The sequence below is a fragment of the Candidatus Avelusimicrobium faecicola genome, from assembly GCA_900540405.1.
In the GTDB taxonomy this organism is placed as follows: Bacteria; Elusimicrobiota; Elusimicrobia; order Elusimicrobiales; family Elusimicrobiaceae; genus Avelusimicrobium; species Avelusimicrobium faecicola.
On sequence record UQFW01000043.1, the window covers coordinates 1 to 12,098 of the forward strand.

11 protein-coding genes and 1 pseudogene are annotated in these 12,098 nt (G+C 50.8%); 5 read left to right on the forward strand and 7 right to left on the reverse strand.

What is annotated here, in order from left to right; translation table 11 throughout:
- A partial coding sequence (locus ACQY18_RS05065) for an MFS transporter (RefSeq protein ID WP_428039079.1) occupies positions 1–2,627 on the forward strand: 2,627 nt, incomplete at its 5' end.
- Between the two features lie 299 nt (positions 2,628–2,926).
- Here the strand turns inward: ACQY18_RS05065 and ACQY18_RS05070 are convergent.
- The 4 genes from ACQY18_RS05070 to ACQY18_RS05085 are packed head-to-tail and all read right to left on the reverse strand — an operon-like array spanning position 2,927 to position 7,458.
- Positions 2,927–4,150, reverse strand: a complete 1,224-nt coding sequence (locus ACQY18_RS05070; RefSeq protein ID WP_428039080.1) for an ABC transporter permease — start codon at positions 4,148–4,150, stop codon at positions 2,927–2,929.
- Positions 4,150–4,833: an ATP-binding cassette domain-containing protein gene (locus ACQY18_RS05075; RefSeq protein WP_176777725.1), complete on the reverse strand. Its 684-nt coding sequence runs from the start codon at positions 4,831–4,833 to the stop codon at positions 4,150–4,152. The genes ACQY18_RS05070 and ACQY18_RS05075 overlap by 1 nt, the downstream gene beginning before the upstream one ends.
- Positions 4,833–6,092, reverse strand: coding sequence for an efflux RND transporter periplasmic adaptor subunit (locus tag ACQY18_RS05080; RefSeq protein ID WP_428039081.1), 1,260 nt, complete (start codon positions 6,090–6,092; stop codon positions 4,833–4,835). Before ACQY18_RS05080 ends, ACQY18_RS05075 begins: the two co-directional genes overlap by 1 nt.
- Before the next feature lies 1 nt (position 6,093).
- Positions 6,094–7,458, reverse strand: coding sequence for a TolC family protein (locus ACQY18_RS05085; RefSeq protein ID WP_428039082.1), 1,365 nt, complete (start codon positions 7,456–7,458; stop codon positions 6,094–6,096).
- Between the two features lie 177 nt (positions 7,459–7,635).
- Between ACQY18_RS05085 and ACQY18_RS05090 the strand changes: the two genes are divergently transcribed.
- From ACQY18_RS05090 to ACQY18_RS05105, 4 genes are all read left to right on the forward strand, one after another.
- Positions 7,636–7,968, forward strand: a complete 333-nt coding sequence (locus ACQY18_RS05090; protein WP_428039083.1) for a DMT family protein — start codon at positions 7,636–7,638, stop codon at positions 7,966–7,968.
- A gap of 11 nt (positions 7,969–7,979) precedes the next feature.
- Positions 7,980–8,486 (forward strand): deaminase, encoded by a 507-nt coding sequence (locus ACQY18_RS05095; protein WP_176777721.1) that lies wholly within the window; start codon positions 7,980–7,982, stop codon positions 8,484–8,486.
- A 38-nt stretch (positions 8,487–8,524) separates the two neighbouring features.
- Positions 8,525–9,175: a tetratricopeptide repeat protein gene (locus tag ACQY18_RS05100; RefSeq protein ID WP_176777720.1), complete on the forward strand. Its 651-nt coding sequence runs from the start codon at positions 8,525–8,527 to the stop codon at positions 9,173–9,175.
- A 62-nt stretch (positions 9,176–9,237) separates the two neighbouring features.
- A complete protein-coding gene (locus ACQY18_RS05105; RefSeq protein WP_428039084.1) occupies positions 9,238–10,467 on the forward strand; it encodes an OmpP1/FadL family transporter in 1,230 nt (409 codons plus the stop codon).
- Positions 10,468–10,790: 323 nt separating this feature from the next.
- Here ACQY18_RS05105 and ACQY18_RS05110 read toward each other — a convergent pair whose 3' ends face one another.
- The 3 genes and pseudogenes from ACQY18_RS05110 to ACQY18_RS05120 all read right to left on the reverse strand — a co-directional run.
- A complete protein-coding gene (locus tag ACQY18_RS05110) occupies positions 10,791–11,246 on the reverse strand; it encodes a type IV pilin protein (protein ID WP_428039085.1) in 456 nt (151 codons plus the stop codon).
- Between the two features lie 9 nt (positions 11,247–11,255).
- Positions 11,256–11,708 carry a type IV pilin protein gene (locus ACQY18_RS05115; RefSeq protein ID WP_428039086.1) on the reverse strand — a complete coding sequence of 151 codons (453 nt, stop codon included), beginning with the start codon at positions 11,706–11,708 and terminating at the stop codon, positions 11,256–11,258.
- Positions 11,709–11,769: 61 nt separating this feature from the next.
- Positions 11,770–12,098 (reverse strand): annotated as a pseudogene (locus tag ACQY18_RS05120) (hypothetical protein); the annotation flags it as partial.

Here is a 12,098-nt window from a genome sequence, read left to right on the forward strand (position 1 = left end):
CGTTCAAAGGGCTTGCCAAACACGCACGCCCCGCCGCGCAAGCATTAAAAAGCTACCGGCATAAAAGCGCCGCTATAACCGTTGGGCAAGTGGCGGACGTGGTGTTAGCCGTAGCCGCGATTGGCAAATTGGCGGTATCCGCCGTAAAAATGGGAACGCAGGGCCTTAAAACCGGGGTGCGCGTACTGCGTTTGGCCCGCGCCCAAGCCGCCGCCAACGGCTTAACCGTAAGCGCCAACGCGGGCAGAATACTGCGTTTGGGGCGCGTGCAGGCGTATGGGGTGCGCTCCGCCAAGGAAGTCATGCTGGGCAGTGTGCGCAACACCTTAAACATCAAAAGCGTATTGCCGCCGCCTGCCGTAAAAATTGTAAAAAACCCCCAAACGGCCGCCGCCTTGAAAAGCGGCAAAACCTATACCCAACCGGCTGATTTTAAGGCTCCGGCGCAAAGTGTTTCCGCGCCGGCAACCTCCGCCCGCGCAACGGTCTTAACGCCCAAACAAATTAAAGCGCGCGCCCGCAAAGCTGCCGCCAAGGCCAAAGCGCAAAAAGAGGCCGCCATTTCCCGCCAAATGGATAAAGAGCTTATCCAAAAGGTAGCCGAAAAAGCCCAATTAGATGCCGCCTGGAAACAAACCCGCGCGTATCAACTGGAACAGCAAGCCGCCCAAGCCGCGCGCGTGCGGCAACTGGCATGGGACGCCAAAATAGACAAATGGACTTTCGGCAAAGGCTCCACCTTCTTAAAATTGGCGCGGGATAAAGCCTTCGCCCTGAATTTAAGTTTACTGCTCCAATTTTCCACCCCGCAGGCGGCTATGTCCGTGCGCGGTGTCACGCCGCTAACCACGCTTGCCAAAACGGAAACCGTCTATACGGCGGCGCGCTCCACCGCCCAAACGGCTCATACTTTTAAGTGGGCCCCCACCAAAGCGGCCGCGCCTGTTTACCGCTTTCCTATCAACGCGCCGGAGCCGCGCAAAATGGCCCCGCTTATGCTGGGCAAATGGGGGCAAAGCGCGTTTGGGGTCCGCCCGTCTTGGTTCAAACTGCCCGCTTTCAGCACGTTGGCGCCGTCGCTCGTGCCCGCAAAAGCGGCCCCGGCCCTGGCTTATCCGGCCGCGCGGTTTAGCTTTTTCGGCCGCACCGGCGCCAGCAATAACGGCTATATTTATAGCGGCCTGCCGCTTTTCTCCCTGGGCAACGCCGCCAAAAAAATGGGGAAAGGGCTTAAAAATCTCTTTCCGCAAAATACCGTAGCCAGCCGCTATGTGCTGTATGCCACCTCTTTTATTATGGGGTTGGAAGTAGCCTCGCCCATACTGACGGATTTAGGTATGAGCCTGGGCCTGAATATGGACGACAACAGCCTGGTCACCGTAGCCACCTATCTGCCGTACTTTTTAGGGGCTATGTTGAGTGATGTTCTGCAAACGAAACTGGGGGCCAAAAAGACGTTAGGTTTAGGGCTTGGATTAAACATAGCCGGGCTTGCCAGCGGGGTGTTGTTAAGCGGCTTAAACGGCCACTTTTTGCCCGAGGTAGACACCCAGGCGCATTTTGCCCGCATTTTAGCCTCTATTGCGTTAGCCAGTTCCGGGATGATTTTAATTCAAAACTCCGTGGGAACGGTGCTGGAACATTTAAGCCGCGTGGCGCCGGATTTAAGCAAACTGCCGGAAAACGAGCGTTTGGGCAAATTGGAAAAATACAACATCAAAACGCAAATTTTCCGCTCCGTCGGTATCATTATGACGTATCTGTTCCCGTGGGCCTCTAAAGAATTATTGGGGTTAGATTGGAGCTTTGCGTTTGTTTTGCCGCTGCCTATTTTAACCTTGGGGTTAGGGTTATTCTGCTGGGCCAACTTGCCCAACATAAAAAACGAAGCCGCCCCCAAACCCAAAGCGGGCAAAAGCGTTTCCGCCCGCCTGAAAACCGCCCTTAAAAATCCGGCCCGCACTGCGGCGGGTGCGTGGAAAGGCATTAAAAACAGCGGCTACGTCAGTTTGTTTAAGGAGGACTCCACCGCCAAATACTTAATCCCGGCGGCGTTCTTCTTAAACGTGATTGAAGTGTCTATCCACAATGGGCTGATGTTTTTACTGCCCACCATGGATATTTCCGACTCCATGCGCTACTTATTATCCATGTTGCAATTTGCCGGGGCGTTTTTAATCGGGCGGATGATTGCCCCGTGGGTATTGCAAAAATTCCCGCGCTACAAAATGACCCTCGGCGGCGGGGTGGCACTGGCCGGTATTGCCGCGGCACTGCCGTTTGCGCAAAGCAACGCTTACTTATTTACCGGGGGCTTATTTGCGGCGGAAATAGCTATATCCACCTTGTTTACGCTGTTATTCGGCGCGGCCGCCAAAAACCCCAAAACGCAGGGGCGCACGGTATCTTTGATTATTGCCTCGGCCATTTCCTGCGCGTTTGGCCCGCTGTGGTTAGCCAACGCCGGCCAATGGGCGCTGACGCACGGCATTTTAGGGGAGCGCGCCGCCATGTCCGCCGCGTTAATTGCGGCCCCGCTGATAATGACGGTGCTGTCCTTCTTAATGCTGTATAAATTGGAATCCTCGGCCGTCAAAAAAGCCAAACAGGCGGCCCCTAAAAAATAAATACCTTACCAGACCGAACCCCCGCCACCCAGCGGGGGTTTTTTATGATGTATCCGCCAGGGCCCGGCTCCTGGTTCCGCGGGGCCGGTTCCACTTGCCGCGGGGGGGAATTTATCCGCCATTTCTCTGCCCAGGCGCGCGGCCCAAACCACGCGCCCGCCGCCCTTGTTCAACGCACGCCGCCGCCGTTTTCAATAGGCTAACAAGCCCAAGCGCGCGACCTAACCCGCCGCCCTTGTTTACAGGGCATAAAAAAACCGGGCCTATACCAGCACCCGGTTATTTTGTCGGCAGAAATTTTACTCGTAGCGTAAAGCATCTATCGGGGTAAGTTTAGAGGCTTTATACGCAGGGTAATACCCAAAAAACACCCCGGTAGCGGCCGAAAACCCCACGGAAAGCACAATGGACCACACGCTTAGCTCCGCCGGAATAGACGAGGAGTGCGAGGCCACAAACAACGTAATGCCCACCCCCAGTATCACGCCTATCAACCCGCCGATACAAGACAGCGTGACGGCCTCGGCCAAAAATTGCAGGCGGATATCGGCACTGGTGGCCCCAATCGCCATGCGGATACCTATTTCGCGCGTGCGCTCCGTGACGGACACCAACATAATGTTCATTACCCCAATGCCGCCCACCAATAAGGAAACCGCCCCAATAACCCCCAGTAAAAGGCTCATGGTTTTGCTGGCACTTTTGGCTTCTTCCACAAACGAAGCAAAATCGTCCAGTTGAAAGTCGTCCTCGGCAAGCGGGTGGATATGGTGCGTATTGCGCACGGCGTTTTCTATACCTTTTTTAGTGGTTTCTATGGTGTTAAAATCCTGCACGCGGATAATCACGCGGTCCAACGCGTGGCGGTTGGAGCTGTTCCACCCGGTGTTCATTTTTACTTTGCCGGTGGTATAGGGGATTAAGGCGCCTTCGTCCATATCAAAGCCCATGCCGCCCTGGCCGTTTTTCTTCATAACCCCAACTACCTTAAACGGAATCTCATTGAGTACCACCGTCCGGCCCACGGGGTCCACATCATTAAAAATGGTTGTGGCGGTGCTGGCCCCCAGTACAATTACTTGCGCATAAGAGGAAACTTCTTTTTCTGTAAAATGGCGCCCGGCGTCCAACTGCCAATCGTACGTCTTAAAAATATCCGTATCCGTGGCTAAAATACCCACAGAAGTAGAGGTATAGCCGTATTTTACATCAAAGCCGGAATTAATATACGGCGCGGCGCTGGCAACGCCCGGCACTTTGCGGATAGCCTCCACATCTTTTATGGTAATATCTTTGGGGGACGTAATGGAAGAATCCCACGGTTGGCGCAAATACAAAATGTTGGTACCAAAGCGGGAAAACCGCTCCGCCATACTTTTTTGCGTGCCGGAGCCTACCGCCAACATGGTAATTACCGCCGCCACGCCAATTACAATACCCAAACTGGTCAGCGCGGCGCGCATTTTATTGGCCGCGATGGCTTTTAGCGAAAGGCGGCAAATGGAATAAAAAGTATCAAACATTATTTCCTCTCGTCACTTATTTTTTGGCCGTCCTTAAACTTAATCAGGCGGCCGGCATATTCGGCAATGTCCGGCTCGTGCGTAATTAAAATAATGGTTTTGCCCATTTCTTTATTCAGCCGGGTAAACAGTTCCATTACCTCAATACTCATTTTGGTATCCAGGTTTCCGGTCGGTTCGTCGGCAAAAATAATGGGTGCATCACACACCAAAGAGCGCGCAATAGCCACGCGCTGTTGTTGCCCGCCGGAAAGTTGGTTGGGCAAGTGGAACGCGCGCTCCGCCAACCCCACCGCTTTTAAGGCGGCAAGCGCTTTTTCGCGCCGCAAGTGCATGGGCGTATGGTTATAAATCATGGGCAGTTCCACATTTTCCACCGCCGTGGTGCGTTTAATCAGGTTGAACCCCTGGAACACAAAGCCGATTTTGCGGTTGCGCACCCCGGCCAATTTGGATAGTTCCGTTGCCGTCACGTCTATCCCGTCTAACAGATAGGTGCCGCTGGTGGGTTTATCCAAACAGCCCAAAATGTTCATAAACGTAGATTTGCCGGAACCGCTGGGCCCCATGACGGCCACAAACTCGCCGCGTTCCACGCTTACGCTTACGTCGTTAAGCGCGCGGACTTCCACATCACCCAGTTTATAAATCTTAAATAAATTGCGTGTATCAATCAGAGCCATTAGCGCCTCCGGGGCGGGCGGGGCATAGAAAACCCGCTGGAAATATTCCTTTCCACGGCTTCCCAAATAACTACGCGGTCGTTTTCGGTCAATTCGCCGGAAACTTCCGTCTTATTATCGCCGATAATCCCCATTTTTACACTTACGCGGCGCGGTTGCATAGCACCTTTATCCAATATCCAAACGCCGGTATCGTTGAATTTTTCCATATTAAACGAGGGGGAAAACCGCAACGCCTCGTTAGGTACTAAAAGTACACCTTTTTTATCTTGTGCTTTAATGGAGATAGTGGCCGTCATACCGGGCATAAATTTGCCCGCCGTATTGTCCACATCAATTACCACGGTATAAGTAGTGGAAGACGAAGAAGACGAACCATAGCCGGACGAAGAGGACGAGGACGACGAAGAAGACGAATAATTCGTGCGCACCTGCCGCACCGTGCCGTGGAAGGTTTGGTCCGGGTAGCCGTCCAACGTAAAATCGGCCACTAAACCGGCGGTAATTTTTACCACGTCCGCTTCGGACACTTTGGCCTCAATTTGCATTTTGGTTAAGTCCTGCGCCAATGTGAACATTTCCGGCGTGGAATAGCCGGACGTTAAGGATTGCCCTTCGCTTACCAGTTTCGTCAGCACAATGCCGTCATACGGCGCCACGATTTTGGTATTGGATAAATCCTTTTTTGCGCGGTCTAACTGGGCCTGCGCCTGAATAACGGAGGATTCGGCCGAGTTGAGCGAGCTTTTGGCGTTTACATAGGCCAGTTCGTATTCTTCCAAACTGGATTTAGACACATAATTTTTGGCGTATAAATCTTTGTAGCGGTCACGGTTTAACTGGGCTAAATGATAAGACATTTTGGCCGATTCCAAACTTTCCTTGGCGGAAGAGAGCGTGGCCTTTGCTTGGTCGTAATCCGCCTGAACTTGGGTGGGGTCAATTTCCGCCAGTAAATCGCCTTTTTTAACGCGGGAATTGTAATCCACATAAATTTTTAATACTTCGCCGGATACCAGCGCGCCTACTTGCGTGGTGGTAATAGGCGCCAGCGGGCCGGAGGCTTCCACCACGTCCGTAATATCGCCCTTTTCCACTTGGGCAGTGTCATACTGAAAAATAGAGGGTCTGTTATGTAGCCGGCTCCAGGCAAACCACCCGCCGCCGATTAAAACCGCCACGATAAGCAGTTTTATAAAAATATTTTTTTGTACAAACCATTTCCAGCACGCAACCGGAAAGTGAAGAATTTTTTTCATACTATTTAGTCCCCATTGCTTGTTTAAGTTCGGCTACTGCGGTAGCATAATCATAACGGGCGGTTAAGTAGCTTAGTTCCGCATCCGTATAAGAAACTTCGGCGTCTTTCAGTTCAATAATATCGCCGATACCCTCGTTATAACGGCCTTGGGCCAAATCTAAATTTTCCTTGGCTTTTTGCACGTTTAATTGGGCGATTGGCACACTGTCGCCCGCTTCCTGCAACTTCAAATAGGCGCTCTGTACCTGCAAAAATACATCATTCATTAAACTGCGGTCTTGGTTTAACGCTCCCGCTAAAGAAATTTTAGCCTGTTTCACCCCGTTATACGTTTGGAGCGCATTAAATAAAGGCAATTCCACCGCGGCTAAAAGTTTGGTGTTTTCGTTATCCAAATAAAAATCGTCACCGCTTTTGCTGAAACTGGCCGAAAAAGAAAACGTGGGCCAATACCCCGCTTTGGCTTGATTAAGTTTAATACGGCTGATTTTAAGCCCGGTTTGGGAGGACAGCACGTCCGGCCGTTGGGCATACGCCGTGCGGACGGCTTCTTCCAGCGTAATTTGAAAGGGCGTTTCGTCTATTTGGCTGTCCAATACCAAGGTGTTGCCCGCCGTCACGCCCATAGCGTTTGCCAAATTGGCCGAAGACGTATTAACCAAATTTTTGGCGCGGATGAGCCGCAAATCTTCGTTATTTAAGTTTACTTCGGCGGTAGTCACGTCCACTTTGGGGCGCAGGCCGTTTTCAAAATAAGCTTGGGCGCGGTTGTATTGGTCTTGGTACAAATCACGCGCTTTGGTGCGTATTTCCACCGCTTTTTGGGCGGAAAGCAACGTGTAAAATTTGCTTTTTACATTACTGGCTACTTCCTGCTCAGCCTTTTCCAAAGCCAATTTGGCCTGTTCCAACGCCAAATTAGCCGTTTTTACGTTGCGCGCCAAATCCGTAATGCCGCTGATGGTTAAAGAGGCTTCTACATAAGAAGACGCGGAGCCGTGGTCCGTACGGGCATGGCCCGGCAGTTTGGTCACGTTATAATCCTGTTGGGCGCCCGCCGTGGCGGTGGGCAAAAATTTGCTTTTCGCCAAGCTGACGCTTACCGCCGCATCCGCCACGTTTAGCCGCGCGCTGATTAAGGAGGGGTTGTTTTCCATGGCAATTTCCAAACAACGCGCTAGCGTAAGCGCAGTGTCCAGGCCGGTAATTTCTTTACCGTCCGCACCCAACGCCGCCGGAAACTCCGCTTGCGGCCGGGCGGAACTGTCCGCCGCCGGAAAGGGGGAAATAACGGCACCCTGCGCGCCGCCGCAAATGCCGGCTAACACAAGGCCGGATAAATAAAGGTTTTTCAAAATATTCATAGTCTTTATTATTATATAAATTATGCCACCCGCTACGGTGGTTTTTGGGGCCCTTAAAAAAGCCCGCAGGTATAAAACACAAAAGGGCGCATTTTTATTGCAAATTTTTTCAAATGCGGGCAAAACGCCCGGCAACCAGGTTCGCACGGCAGGGGCCTGTTTTATTATAATATAAGTATGTGGAAAACCATTTTACTACTCACCGCCTCCAACCTGTTTATGACGGTTGCCTGGTACGGCCACTTAAAACATAAAGATAAAGCCCTTTGGCTGGTTATTTTAGCCAGTTGGGGGATTGCCTTTTTTGAATACTGCCTGCAAGTGCCGGCTAACCGTATCGGCAGCGGTTATTTTACCGTCACCCAATTAAAAGTAATGCAGGAAGTCATCACATTAAGCGTGTTTACGGGCTTTTCCGTTCTGTATTTTAAGGAAACGTTCAAATGGAACCACCTGGCAGGCTTTTTATGCTTGGTGGCGGCTGTATTTTTTATCTTCAAAAAATGGTAGGATAAATTACCATGAAAAATAAACACAAATTATTTATTAAAATGGCGGAACTGGTGGCGGACCAATCCACCTGTTGCCGGCTGAACGTCGGCGCGGTATTGGTAAAAGATAACCGCGTGATAAGCATTGGTTTTAACGGCACGCCCACCGGCCAACAGCATTGTGAGGAACACTTTACCAAAGTGTATAAAGACCACTATGCCGATAAATACCCCACGTATGCGGATTTTGTGGCCAGCCGGGATTTTTACGATTTACACGGCAAGTGGTCCATTTCCAACGAACTCCACGCCGAACAAAACGCGATTGCCTTTGCGGCCAAAAACGGCATTTCCACCGCCGGGGCCGCCGTTTATGTGACGTGGTCCCCCTGCGTACATTGCGCCAAAGTAATTGTAAGCGCGGGTATCAAACAAGTTTATTACTTAAATAAATACGACCGCAGCCAGGAAGGCATTGTATTTTTGGAAAAAAACGGGATTGAATGCCGCCAATTAACGGCGGAAGACTTAAAATAACCGTTCTTTTACCCGTTTACATTTACTATAATAGATATATGGCTAACAAAACGAATAATCATGATTTTATTACTGCGGGCCTGATTAAATTGGGCTCCTTTTGCAAACGCCGCAAACAAGCCGTGTTGACCGGGTTGGGCGTTTTAGTGGTGGCTTTGGTGGTAGGCACGGCCTATCAGGCGCACTGCCAAAAAGTAGAAGAAGCCTCTTGGGCGGATTATTATGTAGCCCAAATGGCGCTACTCAGCGCGGGCCAACAGGAAGCGTTTAATTTACTGGACGCCATCAACCAAAAATATCCGGGCTCCAACGCCGCGCAATACGCCCAGCTGTTCAAAGGGGATTTGCTCTATTCCCAAGAAAACTACGCCCAAGCGTTAGATGTTTACACCGCCTTGCGCGCGCAAGCCAAAAACACGCAAGTAGCCACCGTGGCGGATTTATCGTTAGGGGCGGCGTATCAAGCCACTAAACAATATGATAAATCTATTGAAACCATGAAGCAGTTTATTGCCCAAAACCCCACCAGTTTTGCGTTGCCGCAAGCGTATTTTACGTTGGCGCTATCGCAAGAGTTGGCCGGGCAAAAGGCCGAGGCGCTGGAAACTTACACCAAACTGTTGGAAGATTACACCAAAAGTTATTGGGGCGCTTTTGCTAAAGATAAAATTAACGAATTGAAAAAATAATTTTGATAACACCCCCGCACCTTTTTAACAGGGCGGGGGATTTTTATGTAGCACAGGAGATTATGAAAAAATACTTATCCTACACGCTGGCGGTTATGCTGATGTCTTGGTCCGCCGCGTCTTACGGTGCCGGATTCGGCTTGTACGAATACAGCGCCCGCAGTACCGCTATGGGCGGCGCCACTATGGCCAACAAAGCCGAAGCCGCCTCTCTGGCCGCCAACCCGGCCTTAATTACCGAACTGGACGGCACGCAAGCCCAACTCGGTCTAACCGTGGTGACCGCCAATGCCACCACCACCGTGGACGGCCAATCGCGCGACTTAAAACGCGACGTTTGGTACCTGCCTAACTTCTACCTGACCCATAAAGTAAGCGACGGCGTTTCCCTCGGTTTAGGCGGTTTTTCCCGCTATGGTTTAGGGGGGGAATATAAAAACTGGGAAACGTGGGCTGGAAGCCGATTAGCCTACAAAGTAAAATTGGAAACTTTTTCCTTCACGCCCACGATTGCCGTAAAAGCCAGTGACGAACTTTCCGTGGCTATGGGCTTGGAAGCAATGGTAATCGGTTTCACCCAAAACTCTACGCTTATGCCGGGCGCAACGGCTAACGCTACCGCCTACGAAATCAGCGGTTCTGGCGTAAGTTGGGGGGGAAATTTCTCCTTTGTCTATCGTCCCGAATGGGCGGAAAAATGGTCCTTGGGCGCGTTGTACCGCTCCAAAGTAAAACAAAACTTAAACGGTCGTATTCATGCAGGTATGGAAGTTGCTGCGCCAATCAATATTTTTGACGACGATGCCAAAGGGGCCATTACCCTGCCGGACAGCCTTTCTGCGGGCATTTCTTTCCGCCCGACGGAAAAGTGGACCTTTGAAACCGGCATTGTAGGCACGTTCTGGAGTGCGTACGACCAAATTTTAATTGAATACTCAGACCGCGAAAGCACCCCGACGATTCACAATAAAAAAGATTACAAAGACACCTACCGATTGAACTTTGGGGCCGAATACAACCTGAACCCCAACTGGGCGGTACGCGCGGGCTATGTGTTTGATAAATCCCCGATTAACGAACATGCCATGGATACCTTGGTGCCTGTGGATGACCGCCATATCGGCAGCCTGGGTTTTGGTTATAAAAATGAAATATGGAGCGTAGATTTTGCTTACGCGCATATTTTTGCCCGCGACTTGAGCGGTACGGCCAACGCCCAATTTAATAAGCCAATGAAGTATAATGACGGCAAGAGCGATATGTTCGGCCTTACCTTTGGCTACAAGTTCTAACCTTGTAATTTTATAAAAAACTATAAAAAGAACCCCGCCGCCCGGTGGGGTTCTTTGTGTTAGGGTGCGCCGCCAAAGCCGCACAACAGCCGCCAACGCGCCACCGTGTAGCCCTGCCGCGCCATGCTCCTCGGGCCGCCACCAAAACAGCCCCACCGTCAAAACGCCACCCCGCCGCAAAATCCCGGCCAAAGTTCCACCGCGCACGCCGCTCCACCGTCAAAACACCTCGCCGCCCCACCAAACATAATAAAAAAATATATATATGAAAACCCCCCGGGTGGAAAACCCGGGGGCTTATCAAAAGCAGAAACGCCTAAAAGCTATTTGGTTAATATCCAGCGGTTATCATTTTCTTTTTCTTTGGCGCCCAGCGTTTTGCATAAGCGGACGGCAAAATCCCGCGCGGCGGCGTTATCATATCCGCACACAATGCGCGCCGCATTGGTTTGGTTCCAACGGTAGGCAAACAAATATGTTTTACTGGCGGCCACATCTTTGCGCGTAGCATAAACCGACATTCCGCTATTCACCCCATAGTTAAAATTTTTACTGGCCGGTATTTCTATATCCAGTTCTGCGGGGTCCGTGGCATAGCGGTTATTGGCCAAATAAAAAATTTCCTGCGCATCCCGGATGGTTTTAAGCATAGCCAAGGGCTCGGCCGCGCGCGCCTTTTCCACCGCCATTTCATACTGCGGCAGAGCCACGCCCGCCAAAATGCCGATAATCAGCACCACTACTAATAATTCAATTAATGTAAACCCTGTTTTTTTCATAAAATATCCTTAATAAATAATATACGCATTTCCACAATGGGTAAAATCAAACCGTTCCCGCCCTATTACTTTGCAGAATTTTTCTTCCCCGCAACAATAAATCACGTCTGTACGGTCCGTTGCCGCCACCGGGCGGAATTTACCACTGCCCGCAATATAAAAATTCTTGTTTTTATTTTTATACGCATACCGCCCGGAACCAATGGAATCTGCTTCCAAAGTGTAATCCTTCAAATCGGCCGATACGGCTACATCCAGTTTATCCAAAGAGTCCGCATACTCCCCATTGGCTAAATGATACACTTCCTGCGCATCTTTCAGCGCTTTAATAGTGGTGACGGCCTCCATAGCGCGCGCCTTTTCCACCGCTTTTTCATACTGCGGCAGAGCCACGCCCGCCAAAATGCCTATAATCAGCACCACTACTAATAATTCAATTAATGTAAACCCTGTTTTTTTCATAAAATCTCCTAATATAAAAAGGATAGCAATTTAAGAGGGGAAATACTATTCCTAAAAATTATTATAAAAGCCCCGCTTTTTGCAAAAGCAGGTTCACCAGGCGGGATACGGGGTATTGAAACACCTGCGCGCCGGGCACGCGCACAAAGCCGGGCGGCACAGGGGCGCTTGCCGGCAACGCCACTTTATACAGTTGGGCCCAAATCTTCCGGTGTGATAAAATATGCTTTACTGGGGCCGCCGCCAATACAAACGCCGCATTTTTGGGGAACACTCCCTCAAAAAACTGCCCCGCGGCCTTTTTTACTGCCGCCGCGGAAAGAACCGCCTGCGGCGTTTCTAATAAAAAAGGCTCATATAACCCCTGCCACACATCACCCGCCGGGCGCT

What these genes read in the sequence shown, in the direction of transcription:
- ACQY18_RS05070 (WP_428039080.1), bottom strand. Translation starts at nt 4,150, where the DNA reads ATGTTTGATACTTTTTATTCCATTTGCCGCCTTTCGCTAAAAGCCATC.
- ACQY18_RS05075 (WP_176777725.1), bottom strand. Translation starts at nt 4,833, where the DNA reads ATGGCTCTGATTGATACACGCAATTTATTTAAGATTTATAAACTGGGT.
- ACQY18_RS05080 (WP_428039081.1), bottom strand. Translation starts at nt 6,092, where the DNA reads ATGAAAAAAATTCTTCACTTTCCGGTTGCGTGCTGGAAATGGTTTGTA.
- ACQY18_RS05085 (WP_428039082.1), bottom strand. Translation starts at nt 7,458, where the DNA reads ATGAATATTTTGAAAAACCTTTATTTATCCGGCCTTGTGTTAGCCGGC.
- ACQY18_RS05090 (WP_428039083.1), top strand. Translation starts at nt 7,636, where the DNA reads ATGTGGAAAACCATTTTACTACTCACCGCCTCCAACCTGTTTATGACG.
- ACQY18_RS05095 (WP_176777721.1), top strand. Translation starts at nt 7,980, where the DNA reads ATGAAAAATAAACACAAATTATTTATTAAAATGGCGGAACTGGTGGCG.
- ACQY18_RS05100 (WP_176777720.1), top strand. Translation starts at nt 8,525, where the DNA reads ATGGCTAACAAAACGAATAATCATGATTTTATTACTGCGGGCCTGATT.
- ACQY18_RS05105 (WP_428039084.1), top strand. Translation starts at nt 9,238, where the DNA reads ATGAAAAAATACTTATCCTACACGCTGGCGGTTATGCTGATGTCTTGG.
- ACQY18_RS05110 (WP_428039085.1), bottom strand. Translation starts at nt 11,246, where the DNA reads ATGAAAAAAACAGGGTTTACATTAATTGAATTATTAGTAGTGGTGCTG.
- ACQY18_RS05115 (WP_428039086.1), bottom strand. Translation starts at nt 11,708, where the DNA reads ATGAAAAAAACAGGGTTTACATTAATTGAATTATTAGTAGTGGTGCTG.